The sequence below is a fragment of the Caulobacter sp. CCG-8 genome (genome assembly GCF_037402475.1).
Taxonomy (GTDB): domain Bacteria; phylum Pseudomonadota; class Alphaproteobacteria; order Caulobacterales; family Caulobacteraceae; genus Caulobacter.
In genome coordinates this window covers 119,064-137,017 of record NZ_JBBEUD010000010.1, presented here as the reverse complement: position 1 = coordinate 137,017, position 17,954 = coordinate 119,064, and the positions used below count along the sequence as shown (strand labels likewise).

8 protein-coding genes are annotated in these 17,954 nt (G+C 70.2%); 2 read left to right on the top strand and 6 right to left on the bottom strand.

The window, feature by feature from the left end; genetic code table 11:
* Window positions 1–228 precede the first annotated feature (228 nt).
* Together WAE60_RS11975 and WAE60_RS11970 are read left to right on the top strand one after the other, a co-directional pair.
* Window positions 229–1,893 carry a ShlB/FhaC/HecB family hemolysin secretion/activation protein gene (locus WAE60_RS11975; protein ID WP_337686663.1) on the top strand — a complete coding sequence of 555 codons (1,665 nt, stop codon included), beginning with the start codon at window positions 229–231 and terminating at the stop codon, window positions 1,891–1,893.
* 28 nt (window positions 1,894–1,921) lie between these two features.
* Complete coding sequence (locus tag WAE60_RS11970) at window positions 1,922–8,308, top strand: MBG domain-containing protein (protein WP_337686662.1); 6,387 nt, start codon at window positions 1,922–1,924, stop codon at window positions 8,306–8,308.
* Window positions 8,309–8,529: 221 nt separating this feature from the next.
* Here the strand turns inward: WAE60_RS11970 and WAE60_RS11965 are convergent, their stop codons facing one another.
* The 6 genes from WAE60_RS11965 to WAE60_RS11940 all read right to left on the bottom strand — a co-directional run bounded on the left by WAE60_RS11965 (window position 8,530) and on the right by WAE60_RS11940 (window position 17,882).
* A complete protein-coding gene (locus tag WAE60_RS11965) occupies window positions 8,530–10,164 on the bottom strand; it encodes an alkaline phosphatase D family protein (protein ID WP_337686661.1) in 1,635 nt (544 codons plus the stop codon).
* 119 nt (window positions 10,165–10,283) lie between these two features.
* On the bottom strand, window positions 10,284–13,529 hold the full coding sequence (locus WAE60_RS11960; protein ID WP_337686660.1) for a TonB-dependent receptor: 3,246 nt from the start codon (window positions 13,527–13,529) through the stop codon (window positions 10,284–10,286).
* 106 nt (window positions 13,530–13,635) lie between these two features.
* Window positions 13,636–14,661: a FecR domain-containing protein gene (locus WAE60_RS11955; RefSeq protein ID WP_337686659.1), complete on the bottom strand. Its 1,026-nt coding sequence runs from the start codon at window positions 14,659–14,661 to the stop codon at window positions 13,636–13,638.
* Window positions 14,630–15,232: a sigma-70 family RNA polymerase sigma factor gene (locus tag WAE60_RS11950; RefSeq protein WP_337686657.1), complete on the bottom strand. Its 603-nt coding sequence runs from the start codon at window positions 15,230–15,232 to the stop codon at window positions 14,630–14,632. The genes WAE60_RS11955 and WAE60_RS11950 overlap by 32 nt, the downstream gene beginning before the upstream one ends.
* Window positions 15,233–15,401: 169 nt before the next feature.
* Window positions 15,402–16,598, bottom strand: a complete 1,197-nt coding sequence (locus WAE60_RS11945; RefSeq protein WP_337686656.1) for a hypothetical protein — start codon at window positions 16,596–16,598, stop codon at window positions 15,402–15,404.
* An 87-nt stretch (window positions 16,599–16,685) separates the two neighbouring features.
* Entirely contained in the window at window positions 16,686–17,882 is a 1,197-nt protein-coding gene (locus WAE60_RS11940) for a DUF3089 domain-containing protein (protein WP_337686655.1), read from the bottom strand.
* Between the last annotated feature and the right edge of the window lie 72 nt (window positions 17,883–17,954).

Genomic DNA, 17,954 nt, shown 5'->3' with positions numbered 1-17,954 from the left:
GCCGGGCCGCCGGCCGCCGTCGCGACCCGCCGCCCCCGGGCGGTTGAAAGGCGCCCGCCCAGGGTTGAAACGGCTGGTCAAAAAACCTACAGGTCGGCGATCACTGTTATCCGGTTAAGTTTTGGGTCATACTTTCACCGAGTTAGGGCGGGACCACAACCGGTGGTTGGAGGGGTGGGGTTGCAGATTCTCATCGGAATGCGCCGCGCGATCGCGGGCGCGAGCGCAATGGCGTGCCTGGGCGCCGCCCTGTTCGCCGCCTCCCCCGCGAAGGCGCAACTGGCCCTGCCCTCCCGCCAGGAACTGGACCCGGCCCGGGCCGCGCCGATCGCGGCCGCGCCGCGCGGCAGCCTGTTCAAGGGCGTCGAGGCCGGCCCCTGCGCCTTCCGCGACAGCCCCATCAAGGTCACCCTGAAGGCGGTGGAGTTCCACGGCGCGACCTCGGGAGCCTTGGCGATCTCCGATCAGGCCCTGGCCTCGACCTATGCCGAGTTCGTCGGCCGCGAGGCGCCGCTGAGCGTGGTCTGCGACATCCGTGACCGGGCCGCGTCGCTGTACCTGCGCCGAGGCGTGCTGGCCTCCGTGGTCATTCCCCAGCAGAAGATCGCCGACGGCAAGCTGGTCCTGACCGTGGTCGAGGCGCGGATCGCGTCGGTGACCTATCACGGCGACGCCGGCCCGGCCCAGAAGCAGGTCGTGCGCTTCCTCGACCATCTGCGCGGCCTGGCGCCGTTCGACCTGGACGTCGCCCAGCGCTACCTGCTGCTGGCCTCCGACGTGCCCGGCGTGCGCCTCCAGTCGGCGCTGCGGCCCTCGCCCCAGGGCGACGGCGCGCTGGACCTGGACATCGCCATCACGCGCGACGCCGTCGACGGCGCGGTGGTGGCCCAGAACTACGGCTCCAAGACCGTCGGCCGCGACCTGACCCTGGCGCGGCTGGACCTGAACAGCTTCACGTCGCTGGGCGAGCGGACCTCGATCCTGGCCTACGGCACCCTGTCCAGCGACGAGCAGCAGGTCCTGCAGGCGGTCGAGCGCTTCTATGTCGGCGGCGATGGCCTGTCGGTCGACCTCTCGGGCTCGTGGGGCTGGACCAAGCCGGGCGACGTGCTCAAGCCGCTGGACCTGGAGGGCGAGTCCTTCGCGGGCAGCATCCGCCTGACCTATCCGCTGGTGCGCCACCGCCTCCGTAACCTCAACATCGGGTTCGGCCTGGACTGGATCGACCAGAAGGTCGAGTTCGGCGGCGGCGTGGCCGTGCTGACCGACGACAGCCTGCGGGTGTTCTTCGCCCGCCTGGACGGCCACTACGCCCCCGCCAGCCTGGCGGCCAACTCGGTGGCCATGACCGGCGTGATCGAGGTCCGCCAGGGCATCCACAACCTGGGCGCCAGCCGCTACGGCGACCTGAACGCCTCGCGCTTCCTGGCCAAGCCGGACGCCACGGTGTTCCGCGCCGAGGGCGAGATCGGCGGCGCCGCCGGACCTCTGGTCGGCAAGCTGAAGGTCGCCTGGCAGCACACCGACGATCCGCTGCTGTCCTACGAGGAGTACGGCGTCGGCAACCTGACGATCGGGCGGGGCTACGACCCCTCGATGGCCTCGGCCGACCGCGCCGTGGCGGCCACGTTCGAGGTCACCACCGTCGCCCTGCCCCTGAACAACGGCAAGTCCGCCTGGCGGCCCTACGCCTTCTACGACGCCGCCGAGCTGACCAATATCGGCTTCGGGGCCAACAAGCTGGACCTGAGCTCGGCCGGCGTGGGCGTGCGCGCCCAGGTCACCCGCCAGGTGGGTTTCGACCTGACCTGGGCCAAGCCCTTCGACAGTCCCTACGGCGTGGGCGACGCGCCCTCGTCGCGCGTCCTGATCTCGCTGTCCGCCGCGTTCTAGCCTGCTGAAGTTTCCGGAGCGTCCTCCCATGACCCCGTCCCCGATCCGCCCCGTCTCCCATCCCGCCCCGCGCGTCACGCGCCGGACCCGGCTGCTGGCCGCCTCGGCGCTGGCCGGCTCGGTCCTGGGCGGCGTCGCGATGCTGGCCTCGCCGGCCGTGGCCGGGACCCTGCCGGGCATTCCCAGCGCCGCCAACATCACGGTCTCCAGCGGCGGCGCGCAGCCGACGATCAGCTTCCCCGACGCGATCACCCTGCAGATCGACCTGAACGCGCCCCGCACGGTGATCAACTGGGCCGACCTGCACCTCAGCAGCGGCGACGCGATGAACTTCCTGTTCGACGCCGCCAGCGACTTCGTCCTGAACAAGACCACCAGCCAGATCCAGTTCGACAACGGCAGCGTCGTGACCGGCAAGGTCGGGGCGGCCACCGCCGGCAACGTCTGGTTCTATTCGCCCCAGGGGGTGATCGTCTCGCCCGGCGCGACCATGACCGCCGGCGGCTTCCTGTTCAGCCGCGGCACGGGGATGAACGACGCGGCCTTCGTCGCCGCCGCCGATCCGCTGGCCAACCTGCGCGCCGCGACCGACGCCCTGATCCAGATCACCACGATCAGCTCGGCCACCAGCGCCTCGATCGACGCCAGCGGCAACGTCCTGCTCAACGCGTCCAGCGGCGCCCTGAACGTCAGCATCGCCGAAGGCGCCACGGTGGGCATTTCGACCACCTCGGGCTCGATCACCGCCAGCGAGGTCACCGCCACCAGCGGCGCGGCCTCGGTCACGGCCGGCGGCCCCGGCGCGACGGTCACCCAGATCACCGGCGAGACGGGCGTGACCGTCTCGTCGACCAACAACACCTCGGTCGGCGCGGCCACGACCACGACCTCGGGCGACATCCTGATCACCAGCAACGGCTCGGCGTCACTGACCCTGGGCAATTCGGCGCGCGACGTCACCCTCAGCGCGCCGCAGGTGTTCGTGAGCACCGTCGACGCCGGGCGCGACGTCTTCATCACCGGCACCACCTCGGCCTTCGTCACCAACCGCATCTTCGCCGGCGACGACATCGAGATCACCGCCGACGGCGACGTCACGGCGAGCGGCGCCTATCTGAAGTCGACCGGCGCCGGCGCGACCGACGACGCCCACATCCTGGTGCGCTCCGACACCGGCTTCGCCAACGCCGGCAACACCCTGCTGACCCAGGGCACGGGCGCGCAGGCCGGCGATATCACCATCCAGGCCGCGACCACCGCGACCCTCGGCACGGCCGACTCCACCCGCGACATCAAGGTCGCCGGCGCGACCTCCAGCCTGGCCAACGGCACGGCCGCGCGCGACATCGCCGTCACCGCCACCAGCGGCACGGCGACCGTCACGACGGCGGCCACGGCCGGGGACGATGTCGAGATCACGGCGGCCGGCGGCGCCGTCCTGGCCTCCGGCGCCACCCTGAAGTCCACGGGCGTCGGCGCCGCCGACGACGCCCACGTCCTGGCCAGCTCGACCACCGGCGCGGTCAATGTCGGCTCGGCCGTCACCCAGGGGACCGGCACGCAGGCCGGCGACATCACCATCCAGGCGGCGGCCGCCTCCGCCGGGACGCTCGGCTCGGGCGACTCCAGCCGCGACCTGACGGTCAGCGGCGCCAGCGCCAGCCTGACGACCGGCCAGTCCGGGCGCGACCTCTTCGTCACCGCCACGACCGGCAACGCCACCGTCACCACCTACGCCATCGCCGGCGACGATCTCGAGATCACCACCACCAGCGGCAACGTCCTGGCCGGCAACGCCAACCTGTGGGGCGGATACTCGGGGGGCAGCGACGACGGCCACGTGCTGGTGCGCTCGACAAACGGCTCGGTCAACGTGCTGTCCGCCGAAAGCCGTGGCGGCGGCGTCACTGCAGGAGACACGACGATCCAGGCGGGGACCACCGCGACCGTGGCCGGGGCCTTCGGCAGCCGCAACCTGACGATCAGCGGGGCGGGCAGCTTCGACCTCAGCGGCCTCTATTCCGCGAACAACACGGCCTCGTTCACCTCGACCGCCGGCGCGATCACCGAGAGCGGCGGCTCGGTCGCCGCCGCCACCCTGACCCTGAACGGGGCGACCGGCGTCACCCTGGGCCAGATCAACAACATCACCAGCCTGGGGGCCAGCAACAGCGGCACGGGCAGCTTCACCTATCGCGACGTCAACAACTTCACCCTGACCGGCAACATCACCTCGGGCGGGGACGTGTCGCTGATCTCCGACAACGGCGCCATCAGCCAGTCGGCCGGCGTGATCTCGGCCGATGTCCTGAACGTCACGGCGGCGACCGGCGTCACGCTGAACCAGGAAAACACCTTCACCAGCCTGGGTGTCGTGAACAACACCACCAGCGGCGCGGTCACGATCCGCGACGCCGACGGTTTCGACGTCAGCAACGACATCGACTCGGCGGGAAGCGTCCTCCTCTTCGTCTCCAGCGGCGACCTCACCCACTCCGGCGGGACGTTGCACGCCGGCGACATGTTCTCGTTGGACGTCGGCGGGACGATCACGGTGGGCGACGTCGTCGCGGGCGGCCGCGTCGGCATCTTCGGGGACGGCGACATCGACGTGGCCTCGGCCACGGCGGGCGGCGATATCGAGATCGGGTCGATCGGGGGTCGCGCGATCCTGCGCAAGGCCGTGCTGACCGGCTCGGGCGCCGGCCATGACCTCAGCCTCGTCGCCGCCGGCGACGCCATCCTCGGCGCCGACGACTACACCAGCATCACCACCGACAACGTGTTCAGCCGCACGGGCGGAAGCACGGGCGCGGCCACCATCCGGTCGACGACCGGCGACGCGCACGCCTATCTCGACACCAGCGAGGCGATCACCTCGCTGGAAGGCGAAGGCGTCGATGTGACGATCAACACCGGCCCGGCCGCGTTCGGGACGATCACGGCCAACAGCAACAACATCTATGTCGAGGCACTGGACGGCGCCCTGACCGTCGGTTCGGCCACGGCGAACAACGGCGACGTGGAGCTCTACAGCGCCGGCGGCGACGACCTGACCATCACCGGCGCGGTGCACGGCGCCGGCCTGGTCGATATCGAGGGCGACGGCCTGCTGCACCTGACCTCGACCAGCGCCGTCACCAGCGACGACGAGGTGAACCTGGGCGGCGACACGGTGACGATCGAGGGCACGGTCCACGGCGACGGCCCGGTGCAGATCGGCGCCAACGGCCTGATCGACGGCACGGCCGCCATCGAGATCTCCAGCGGCGATGACCTGACGGTCATCGGCGGCACGGTCGACGTCGGGTCGCTGCAGGCCGACGGCCAGATCAACGTGGCGGCCTACGACGGCAATGTCGACATCCAGTCGGCCCAGGCCGGCGTCCTGGTCCAGGCGGTCGCGTTCAACGGCGACATCTTCATCGACGACGCGCGGGGCGACGACCTGGGCGTCGCGGCGCAGGCGCTGGTCGGCGACGTCCTGGTCAACCGCGCCAGCGCCACCGGCGTCGACGGCGTGGTCGTCGTGCAGGCCGGCGGCGACGCGACGCTGCGGGGCGCGGAGGCGACAGACGGCATCCTGGTCTACGCGTCGGGCACGGGCAAGGCGACCTTCGGCGCCGACGACCGGAACTCGATCGTCACCGACAACTACGCGTTCACCGCCGCCAATTCGGGCGCGGGCTGCGGCTGTGGACCGCTTCCGGACGGACTGCAGGTCGTCTCCGACGGCGGCGACGCCGTGGTCAACGTCAATGCGCTCAGCAACCCGATCGCCCTGGTCTCCGCCAGCCCCACGGGCGCCGCGACGGTGGTCCTGACCAGCGGCGACCTGAAGATCGACCAGGTGCTCGGCTACAACGTCAGCCTCGACGCCGCGGACGGCACGCTGGAGACCGGTCTCACCACCATCAGCGGCGGCGACTACACGATCGCCGCGCACGACTTCCTGGGCGACGCGCTGACCCCGACCCTGTCCAGCGGCCTCATCCACGACGTCAGCATCACCGACAGGCTGGGCGACCTGGACCTGGGGACCGCCGCCATCCATGCCGACCACTGGCTGACCATCCTGGCCTCGGACGGCGCGGTGACCGGCGCGGCGCAGCTGAGCGCGAGCAGCGGCTTGAACGACGGCCGGGTGGTCGTGACGGGTGAAGGCATCGCCCTCGACACGGTCGCGAGCGACGGCCTCGTGACCCTGGAGGGCGGAAACGGCCTGGTGAACGTCGCCACCAGCCTCGACGTCTGGGGGAACTACAATCTGCGCGGCGGCGATTTCGCCAACGCCGCCCTGACGCCGCAGGGGTCCATGCTCGGCACCTGGGCCATCAACGACCGGGTCGGCGGTTTCGACTTCACCGGCAAGACCCTGCACTACGGCGGCGCCGTCCAGCTGTTCGTGAACGGCGTCGTCAACGGCGGCGACATCACCGTGGACACGGGCAACATCTATGCCGAGGTCGGCAGCGGACACCTGGGCACGCTGACCGGGCCGCAGTTCGTCGGGGCGACCAGCATCGACGGCGGCATCGACGTGGACCTGATCCAGGCCGGGACGACCGCCCGGGTCTGGGCCACGGACTTCGGCACGGCCCGCCTGGGCGGGGCGATCATGAACGGCGCGGGCCCCATGCAGGTGATCGTCAAGGCCTACGACGGCGACGCCGTCTTGGGGGCCGCGACGCCGGGCGCGATCACGGCCGCCAACCTCGTCACCTCGACCGGCGCGACCACGGTCGACGTCACCGGCGCGACGGGCCGGGTCGACGTCAATCTGGACCACATCACCGGCGCGAACCTGACGACGGTCGACGCGGCGCGAGGCGCGACCGTCAAGGTCGCCAACGGCCCTCTGACCCTCGAGCAACTGACGGCGGGCGACGACGCCCAGGTGACCGGCGGCGGCGAGACGCGGCTGGTCTGGGCCGATGTCGGCGGCGACCTGGCGGTGACCTCGACCGCGGGCGGCCTGCGCTTCGGCGACACCGTCACCCCCTACTGGATCAATGTCGGCGGCGACCTGACCCTGAACGCGGCGACCGACATCACCCAGCAGGGCAACTTCGACGCCAACGCGCTGAACGTCACGGCGGGAACCGGCGTCGTCCTGCTGGGCGACAACCGGATCGACTACCTCGGCGCGGTCAATGTCGCGTCGGGCGGCTTCGCCTTCCACGCCGCCACCGCCTACGACATCTACGGCCCGGTCAACGCCCTGGGCCAGACGGTGGACCTGCGGTCGGACGGCGCGATCGGCCAGGTCTCGACCGGCACGATCACCGCCAAGACCCTGAAGGGCTCGTCGGTGGGCGGCGCCGACCTCGGCGCCTTCAACCAGGTGGCCGAGCTGGGCGACTTCAACAACACCGGCGGCGGCGTGCTGAGGCTGGTCGAGGGCCGGTCCCTGACCGTGACCGGGGCCGTGTTCAGCACCGGGCGCGTGGCCCTCACCTCGCACGGCGGCATGACCCTCGCCGCCGGCGGCACGGTCCGGGGCGACGGGACGGGCGACGCCGTGACCCTGGTGTCCGACGGGGTGTTCACCAACGCCCGGGGGGCCGACGCGGTGACCGCGGGCAACGCCGCCGGGCGCTGGCTGATCTACACCCAGGCGGTCGGCAACGCCCAGGGCTCGACGGCGGGCAACAGCTTCAACGGCCTGTCCGGAAAGAGCTTCTACGGTTCGGCGTACGACTTCTTCAACGAACGGTTCGCCGTGACGCCCAACGCCGGCAACCGCCTCGTCTACGCCTACCAGCCGACCCTGACGGTGACGCCCAACAGCCTGACCATGACCTATGACGGCACGATCCCGACGATCTCGACGGGCATCACCGGCCTGGTCAACGGCGACCTGGCGGCCGACGCCGTCACATGGTCCGGCGCCCCGCTGGTGGTGGGCGCCACCAGCAAGAACGCCGGGACCTACGTCCTGACCGCGAACCTGGCCGCCCTGTCTTCCGACTCCAACTACGCCTTCGTCTCGGGGACCGGCCGACTGGACATCCTGCGCCGCTCGGTGGCGGTGTCGGCCGACGCCCTGTCCAAGCAGTTCGGCCAGCCCGATCCGGCCCTGACCTACCAGGTCACGGCGGGCTCGCTGGTGGCGGGCGACGCCTTCACCGGCGCCCTGGCGCGCGACGCCGGCGAAACGCCCGGCGGCTACGGGATCACCCGCGGCACGCTGGCCCTGTCGGCGAACTACGACCTGACCTTCACGGGGGCCGTGCTGACGATCCAGACGATCCCGTCGAACGAGCGGGGCGACGGGTCGTCGTCGCTGAAGTACATCACCCAGTCGCCGGACTTCACCCTGGACTGGAATCCGGAGCCCCACCTGAGCACCGAGGGCCCGCCCGCGACCCAGGGCGCCATGGTCGGCGGCGGCAAGGTTGCGGCGCTGCGGTAGGACGAATGCAGGTTTAGCGGCCTTGGGGTTTCATCCCCTGTTGTCGTCATCCCGGGCCTTGTGCCCAGGACCCCTGGTTCAGCTCGCACGTGAAGCGCTTTGGCGCGCTGGCGCGCCACCCATCCGCGCCTGCGGCGGATAGAGGGGTCCCGGGCAAAGGCCCGGGATGACGATTTGTTGGGAGAGGGTTCGAACGTCGATCGCCCCCGAAGGGCCCGGGCCTAGCCGAAGGCCCGGCGGCCGCGCTCGACCGACATCCGGTGGCTGTCGGCCACGGCGGTGTCGCGGGCCTTGATCGTCCGCATGAACAGCCACTCGCCCGTCACGCGCCGGGGCGTGAGGTCGATCATCATGTAGCCACGCCGGCTGGTGTCGGCCCATTTCAGCTCGGGATTGGCGGCGACGAAGCCTCGGGCGACGACCGCCGGATCGGCTCCGAGATCGCCCTCGGCGCCGCCCGAGGTGACGCTGTGGCCGGCGAACTCGACCCCGGCGGGGCGTCCGTCCTGGCTCAGCGCATAGGCCCAGGCGTTGTGGCTGTCGCCCGACAGCATCACCAGATCGGCGTCGGCCGCCTGGGCCGCCTTCAACAGGCGTGCGCGGGCGGCGGGATAGCCGTCCCAGCGGTCCATCCACATGGGCAGGTCCAGCTTGGCGGCGCGGATGTCGTTGCGATAGCCGGCGACCTTCTTCTCGGAGACCTCCGGCCGCAGCCAGTCCAGGACGTCCTGCGGCATCACCGTGCGGCCCAGGATCGTGCCCATGCCGACCAGCTGCCAGGCCGTCGCGCGGGCGTTGGCCTTCAGCTGGTGGGCCAGCCAGCTCTCCTGGGTCGAGCCCAGCATGGTCGCCGAGGGGTCCTGCCAGGGCCCGTCGCGGAACGCCTTCAGGGCGGCGTCGGGGTCGGCGGCGCGGAAGGCGGCGCCGATGTCGGCCGGCCTGGTGCGGCCCAGCAGGCGCGACTCCGTGCGGTAGAGGGTGGCCAGGGTCCCGATCGGATAGGCCTTCCAAGGCTCGTCCGACACCGGCATCCACTCGCGATAGACCTGCATGGCGGCGGCGCGGCGGACGTTCCAGTCGCCCTCGGCGGCCGGCTGGTGGTTCTGGGCCCCGCCCTCCCAGCTGTCGTTGGCCGACTCGTGGTCGTCCCAGAAGGCCACCATCGGCGCCATCTGGTGCAGCCGCTGCAGGTCGGGATCGGCGCGGTAGCAGGCGTAGCGCAGGCGGTAGTCCTGGATCGTCAGGATCTCGTTGGACGGCTGCAGCTGCTCGCGGCGCCCCTCGGCCCAATCGCCCTCCTTGATCGAGGCCGGACCGTATTCGTAGATGTAGTCGCCGGTATGCAGCCACAGATCCAGGTCGGGCCGGGCGGCGGCGTGGCCGTAGGCGTTGAACAGGCCGACCGGCAGGTTCGAGCACGAGAACACGCCCAGCTTGAAGCGCGGGACCTCGCCGACCGGCAGGGTCTTGGTGCGGCCAACCGGCGAGCGGGCGCCGTCGGGGGCCACGAACCGGTACCAGTAGACGGTCCCCGGCTTCAGCCCGTCGACGGTGATCTTGGCGGTCCAGTCGCGGTAGGCCCCGGTGCGCACCACGCCGCCGGCCGCCACCTTCGCGAAGTCGGGATCGAGCGCCAGCTCGACGTCGAGCCGCACCGTGTTGTCGCTCGTGGCCGGGACATAGCGCGTCCACAGCAGCATGGCGTCGGGCCCCGGCTCGCCGCTGGCCACGGCGTGGGTGAAGCCCGTGGCGCCCAGCATCACGGCGGCCAGGCTCCGGCCGGCGGACAGGCCCAGCGCGCCCAGCCCCAATCCGGCGCCCAGGACGAGGCTGCGACGATCGATGTTCAGGACCACGGCGGGCCTCCCGGGATGGCTTGCAAGGAGAAGGCGGCCGCGCGCGTCGCACCTCGGGCGCGCGCGGCCAGTCTGGGTCGGCGGCAGGGGAGCACCGCCGACGCCAGGGGCGGGAGGGGCTAGAAGGTGCCCTTGATCCCGACGTTCCACATCGAACCGTAGATGCTGTACTGCTGCACCCGGTCGCGGACGTTGGAGTAGATGACGTCCGGCGCGTTGAAGATGTTGCGGCCGGCCAGCATGACCTCGAACTGCTTGTTGATCTTGTAGCTGGCGCTGACGTTCCAGAGCTCGCGAGCGTCGTGGTAAAGGACGCCGTTGGGCGAGGTGGCCGGCGTGGCGCTGAGGGCGCTGGTCCGGTACTTGCCCTGGGCGTTGCCGGTCAGCTGGACGTCGAACTTGCCGTAGCTGTAGCGCAGGCCCCAGTTGGCGGCCGTCTTGGGCATGTTCACGCGCTCGCCGTCGGGATCGATCTTGGTGATCGAGCCGCGCAGGCCCAGGCCCCGCAGCGCGCCGGGCAGGAAGGTCATCTGCTGGTCGTATTCCAGCGTCACGCCGCGGTTGATGCTGACGCCCGGCAGGTTCGTGGCGCTGCGGTAGCGATAGCCCGGATAGTCGTCGGGGCTGTAGCCGACCTGGGTCGGATCGGAGAACTCGTAGCCGGTCACCTGCATGTCCTTGACCTCCAGCTGGTAGGCCGACACGCCGATGATGCCCGACGGCTCCAGATAGTACTGCAGGCTGGCGAAGTACTTGGTCGAATGCTCGGGCTTCAGCTGCGGGTTGGGCACGGTGACGATCAGGTTGGTGTCGTCCACCGAGACCACGCCGCCCAGGTTGCCGTAGTCGGGACGCAGGATCGACTGGCTGAAGGCCACTTGGCCGACCAGCTTCTTGGTGAAGTCGTACTTGGCCCCGCCGCTCCAGAACCAGTCGTCGTACTCGCCGTTGCGGGTGGCGTAGGTCCCGTTGCGGTACTTGTAGAGCAGGCCCGGCACGGTGGCCGGATCCAGGCCGGCGGCCTTCACTTCCTTGTCGCTGCGGACATCGGCGACCCGGGCGTCGGTCTCGGTGCCTTCATAGCGCAGGCCAAGGTCGAACTGGGCCTTGCCCACGCGCGGCTGGAGCTCGAAATAGGCGGCGTTGACCGTCTCGCCGACCTTCTTGTTGTTGTCGAGCCGGCGCTTCAGGTTGCCCGCCAGGTCGGGCGCGAAGTAGTCCGGGTGCTCCTTGTAGATGTCGTAGACGGCGTAGTTGCTGTCGGCCCGCCAGTTCTGGGCGTTCAGGTTGCCGGCGTCGAAGCCCTGGATCTCGAAATTGTAGTAGTGGGTCCAGGGGATGACGGCCTCGGGCGCCTTCTGGGTCAGGTCGTGCGTCGGGCCGATGTACTGGAATTGCTGGTACGCGCCCTCGTTGGTCTTCCAGACGTTGGTCCGGTAGGTCGCGCCGGCCAGGACCTTGAGCTGGACCGAGCCGATCTCGAGCTTCTTCTTCAGGTCCAGATTCACGCCGTACATCTGGTTCTGGGCGTCGGACTCGGCGGTGCGGATGTTGTTGCCGATGTCGTCGTCACGATTGAAGCTGGTCGGGTCGCTCCACGACCGGCCGGCGGTCTGCTGCAGGGTCCAGTCGTTGGAATCGGTGGACGCGCGATCCAGCGTGAAGCCGATGCGGGTCAGGTAGCTGTCCGTGCGCTGGAAGAAGCCCTTGGAATTGTCCCGGAAATTGAACTCCGAGCTGGAATAGCTGCCGCGCAGCAGGGCCTCCCAGGTGTCGCCGCGGTATTCCAGCTTCGGGGCGAACAGCCACGAGGGCGTGCCGGCGTAGCGGTGCGAATACTGGGTGTGCAGGCGGGTGTTGGTCCCGTTCGGATTGACGACGATGTGGGTGGGCGTCGAGGCCGCCGTCGCCTGGGTGGCCGTGGCCGTGCCGAAGATCAGGTAGGTGTACTGGTTGAAGTACTCGACGTCGTAGAACGAGTAGCTGCTGCGCAGGCTCAGCGCCCACTGGTCGGTCAGCTTGTAGTCGACGCTGAGGTTGGCGGCCTTGCGGTGGGTCAGCTTCGGACCCGGGCGCCACATGACCTGGTAGGGCAGCACCCGGCCGTTGGCGAGGTAGGACCAGTCGGTCTGGATACGGTCCTGCTCGACGAAGTTGGCGTTGTAGCTGGCGTTCAGCGCGATCCCCAGGCGGCCGTCCAGGAAGACGTCGGCATAGCCGATCTGGCCTGACGGATAGATCGAGGCGTGCTTCTCGTCGTCCGGCAGGTACTTGCGCTCCAGACTGGAGTCCGAAGTGGCGACGCCGCCCAGCTGGAAGCGCAGCAGGCGGCTGCTGCGCTGGAAGGCGTACTTGCTGCGCATGTTGATCGCGCCGCCGGGGGAGTCGGCGTCCATGCTGGCCTGCAGCGTGTTGTTCAGCTCGATCGAGTCGATGCCGGTGATCGACATCTGCTCGAACGAGTTCTGGCGGCCGTTGTTGTTGTTCGAGGTCGCCGTCGCCATGCGGGCGCCGTCGGTGGTGAAGGTCGAGTACTTGGGGTCCAGGCCGCCGATGCGGACGGCGGTGGCGTCCACCTCGGTGTAGTCGATCGACAGGCCGGGCATGTTCTTCATGAACTCGCCGACGTCGCCCATGGTCAGGGCGCCGAAGTTGTCGGCGGCGACCACGGTCTTGGCGTTGGTGGAGGCGCGGCGCTCCATGATCGCGGCGGCCTGGCCCTCGCGCTTGGCGGCGACCGTGATCGCCTCGACCTCGCCGTCGCGGGCGGCGTAGGACTGCGGGCGCAGCTCGAAGGCTACGGTGGCCATCTGGCCGGCGGCGACGTTGGCCACGGCGCGGGTCTCTTCCAGGCCGGTGTACTTGACCACCAGGGTGACGTCGCCGGCCGGCACGTTGGTCAGCCGAAAGTCGCCGCCGTCCTCGGAATAGGCGACGATGTTCGTGCCCTCGACGCGGATCTCGGCGTTGCGGACATATTCGCCGGTCGCGGTGTTGAGGATGCGGCCGCGCACGCCGCCGACGCCCGTCGCCTGCGGCGTCGCGTCGGACGCGCCCTGGATGGTCGACTTCAGCGTGATGACCTGGCCGTCGTCGGAATCGATGCGAAGCGGCGTGCCGGCGATCAGGCGGTTCAGCGCCGTGCGCACGTCCATGCGGCCCTTCACGGCCGGCGTCATGATCCCTTCCAGGTGGCGGGCGGGCGCCACGATCTGGACCTGGCCCTGACGCGCCAGCTCGGGGATGGCGCGGACGGCGGACTGGGCGGGAATGTCGAAGATGCGGTCCTGCGCGCAGGCCGGCGCGGCGATCGCCAGGGCGACGACGGCGGCCCCACAGGCGAGGACGGAGTAGCGGGAATTCATTGGCGGTAGCCCCCAATCGTCGCGTTGGTCGCGACGTTCGCGGTTGAGAGCCGTCAGGCCGGGGCTTCCGCTATTTTGTAACAAAAACTTCTTGGTCGACGCCCGTTCAGTGGCTCCCGGTCGCGCGGGACGGATCGCGGGTCAGGACAACCTCGTCGCCCTTCTGCTCGAGCCGGGCGTCGAACACCCGCGCTATGGCCCGGCTGAAGCCGACGGGGTCGTTGGCGGCGAACAGGCCGGTCACCGGCTCGCGCGCCAGGTCCGGATCGCGGACCTGGATGCGGGTGTCGCTGTAGCGGGCGAAGGTGTCGGCCGCCTGTTTCAGGGTCTCGCCCTCGAAGGCCAGCTTGCCCTCGCGCCAGGCCAGTTCGCGGGTGACCGCCTCGGGCCCGACGGCCTGGGGCCGCTCGGCGACGGACCGGCCGCCGATGGGATCGGACAGGACCAGCCGAGTGTTGGCCGTCAGCGCCACGGGGTCGGCGGGCGCCGCCAGCTTCAGGGGGGCGACCTCGACCTGCCCCTGGTTGACCAGGACGTCGACGGGATCGCCGCCCAGCTTGCGGACCCGGAACCCCGCCTGGGCGGTGCTCAGGCGACGGCCGTCGACCTCGACGATGAACGGCCGCTTCTCGTCGCGCGCCACCGAGAAATAGGCCTCGCCCTTGAGCAGGGTGACCAGGCGCTCGCCGGCGCTGTACTTCACGCGGATCCTGGTCTCGGTGTTGAGCAGCACGGTCGAGCCGTCCTTCAGCGGCGCCAGGCGGATCTCGCCCCGCTCGGTGCTGATCACCGCCCCGGCCGCGGGCATGCCGACGCCCAGGGCGACCAGCGAGGCCGCGGCCGCCGCCCCGCCCGTCCAGGCCAGGGCCTGGCGGCGCGACAGGCGCCTGGAGCGCGGCGGCCCGGGTTCCTCGAAGGCGGCCGGGTCGAAGTCCTCGCCCAGCGCCTGGGCCGACTCGCTGAACATCGACAGGGCCCGCGCGCGCAGCAGCGCGCCCCTGGCGCGTGGATCCCCACCCAGCCAAGCCTGGAGCGCGTCTTCCTCCCCCGAAGTCAGCGGCCCACGATCCAGCCGCGCCGTCCAGTCGGACGCCGCCTGATCAATGTCTCGACTGGTGTCTCGTTCGGCCATCTAGCGAGGCAATCTCCGCATCCAAAGTCCTAGAGGTTTGAGGCCGCCTGTTTCCGCTACGCCCGAACCAATCAATCAAGAACGAGATGCCGCGGGAAATGTGAGTCTCGACGGTGTTCTCGGATATCCGCATTCGCGCCGCGATTTCACGCTGGGACAAGCCCTTCACCCGGCGCAGGACGAAAGCCTCGCGGGTCTTGCGCGGCATCGCCGCGATCGCGTGCGCCAGCTGGCGCAGTTCGTCCCGATCGATCGTGTGCTGCTCGGGCGAGGCGGCCTCGTCCGCATGCTCCAGCCGCTCCAGGTCGTCGACCGTGTGGATCGGGACGATCCGCGCGCGGCGGACATGGCGCACGATGACCGAGCGCGCCACCTGGAACAGGTAGGCGCGGGGATGCACGATCCCGTCCACGCTCTCCAGCTCGGCCAGGATCGTGTAGGCCTCCTGGATCACGTCGCCCGGATCGACGCCCGGCGGCGCGCTGCGCGACAGCCACCCCCTGAGCGCGGGTTCGTGCGGCAGGATGTGCCGCAGGAACCACCGTGTTCTTTGCCTGTCGGCGTCGCTCATTCCTGACCCGCTGACTGGATATTGCGCCGAGCGGCCCGCCGTCGGGAACGACAGGACGGCGCCGCTTGAAATCCGTCCCCTGCCTAGCCGCCAATTGTGACACTCGGCCCTTTCCGCACGCTCACGGACGATCGCGGGGCCGCTCCAACCTTCGGTGGCGCCGGGGCGGTCACGGCGCGGTCGCCTTGGCCAGGGCGTCGCGCTCCTCCGCCGTCGCCGGGACGAACGGCGTCTGGGCGTCGCCCGTCCAGCGCATCAGGGTGAGGTCGGCGGTCTGCTTGCCGTCGATCCTGGCGTTGACCGCCAGGTAGAACAGGCCGTGGCCGACCGGCTGGAGGCCGACGTCGGCCTTCTGGTTCCAGCCGCGCACGCCGGTGGCGGCGTCCTTCAGCCCGTCGTCGGCCAGGGGCAGCAGCGCGCCCTGCTCCCAGCCCTTGCCGTCCGGACCGGACACGCCGACCAGGTCGCCGCTCACGGGCTTCCCGCGCGCCTCGACCGCGTACAGCCCGTAGTTCGGGAAGGTCGGCTTCTGGCCCAGATAGACGCCCATGAACCAGCGCTTCTGGGTCTCGTCATAGGCCAGGTTCTGGACGCCGTAGCGCGTGTTGCCGGTCCGCACGAAATACTTCCCGTGCACGGCCGCCGGGCCGTTGCGGTGCGGGGCGGCCTCGGTCAGCGGGCTGGCGTAGCGGGCCCAGTCGGCGACGTCGTACTGCAGCAGCACCTGGTGGTCGTTGTCCGTGCGGCTGGTGTTGCCGTAGACCCCGTAGGCCACGGTCAGATAGCGCTTGCCGTCCACCTGGCCGAACGCCGGGCCGAAGCTGACGCCGTCGATGCCCGAGCAGTCGTAGCGATGATCGGGCGAGGCGACGACGTCGCCCTTGAACTTGCCGTCGTCGCCTTCGAAGACGCCGTCGCCGTTCAGGTCGGCGGCGTAGTCCTTGACCACCTCGGGCAGGTAGACCGTGCGGAAGATCTCGCTGGAGCCGGCCTCGACGCCCATCCGGTCCAGCCGGGCCACGTCGATCACGGCGATGTAGAAGGCCTTGTCTTCCTTGTATTCCAGCGAGCCGTAGACCTTGCCGTCGGCGGGGTTGAAATCCAGGTCGCCCAGGTGGCCGGTCCAGCCCACCAGCGTGCCGATCAGCTTGCCGTCGAAGTCGTACTTCGCCAGCAGGTTGGTGAACGAGTAATAGACGTAGCCGCCCTTCACATCGACGGCGACGCCCTGCACGTGGCCGGACGCCCAGGTCCCGCCGTTCTGCCGGAGCGGCAGGGCGGCCACGCCGGCCTGGACCGGCGAGACCATGCCCATGGCCAGGGCCAGGCCCGATGCGGCGGCGGCCAGGCGAAGATGATCGAACATGATTCCAGGCCCCGCTTTGCGTTTGGGCGGGGCTAAGGGGCCGTCACGACAGACGCGTGACGCCTGCGTGACGGTTCGACGAAACGCTCAGCCCTTCGGCGCCTGGGCCACCCAGGTTTCGCCCTGCTTGCGGACGATCCGGATCAGCGTGCCGATCGAGTGGTCGACGTCCATCAGGTGCAGGCCCCACGACAGGTCCACCCCCGTGTGGCGGATGATCTGGCCGCCCAGTTCGTCGGTGCGCGGGTCGCTGGGCACGGCGTTGACGTGCAGGGCCAGGTAGTCGAAGTCGCCGCTGCGGACGCACTCGGTGGTGACCAGGCCCGGCGTCCTGACGAAGAAGGTCGGGATCGGCCGCATGGGCCGCACCCATTCGGGCGGAATGTCGCCGCCCGAGCCGTTCAGGAAGCCCTTGGTGATGAAGTAGGACTCCGGCTGCCCCTTGCCGCCGGCCAGGGCGGCGGGGTTGACGCAGGCGGCCCGCAGACCGTCGCGGGCCTTGCCGAAGCGCGAGACGGCGGGCGGCGGCAGGCGATCGCGGAAGGTGACATAGGTGATCGCGCAGCCGATCTGCGTGTCGGCGTGGCACAGCGGGACCGACTTGAACGAGCCGCCGACGTCCTTGTCGGGCGGGACCATGACCAGGCCGCCCATCAGCAGGGCCGAGACCAGCTGCTTCTGGACCGGCTTGCCCTCGATCTCCTCGGCGATCAGCCGGGTCAGCATGGCCGTTCCCTGGCTGTGGCCGATCAGGACCACGCCCCGGCCGTGGTTCTCGTGGGCCAGGTACCAGTTCCAGGCGTCGACCACGTCGGCATAGCCGCCGAAGCCGGGTGGCGGCTGTTCGCCCACCGGCTTGGCGCCGCCGGCCGGATAGCGCAGGCGGCGCAGGGTGCCCTGGCGGTACAGCGGCGCGAACTGGCGGCAGACCGATCCGAACCGGGCGAACTGCACCTTGATGTCGTCCCACTCGGCCGCGTCGGGCGAGAAGTCCGAGATCCAGCCGGCGTCGTTGGAGACGGTGGGATAGACGAAGAAGCAGTCGATCTTCGGGTCCTTGGCCGGGACGTAGCGCTCGAGCGTCAGCCGGCCGCTGGGCGCGACGACGGTGGCGTCCAGGTCGACCTTGCAGCGGTTGTCCCGCAGGTCGGGCCGGCACAGCCACAGGGCCGGATCGGCGTAGTCGGGATGCTGGACGGTCGGGTCGGGCGCGGCCGCCATGGCGACGCCATGGGCGGCGGCCAGGGCCGCCAGGCCCAGCAGCAGGTTGGACAGAGCCTTCATCGGTATCCCTCCCTGGACGAGCGTCGTGTCGCGCTCTTGGAAAAAGACTGGGGGCAAAAAGAAGGGGCGCCG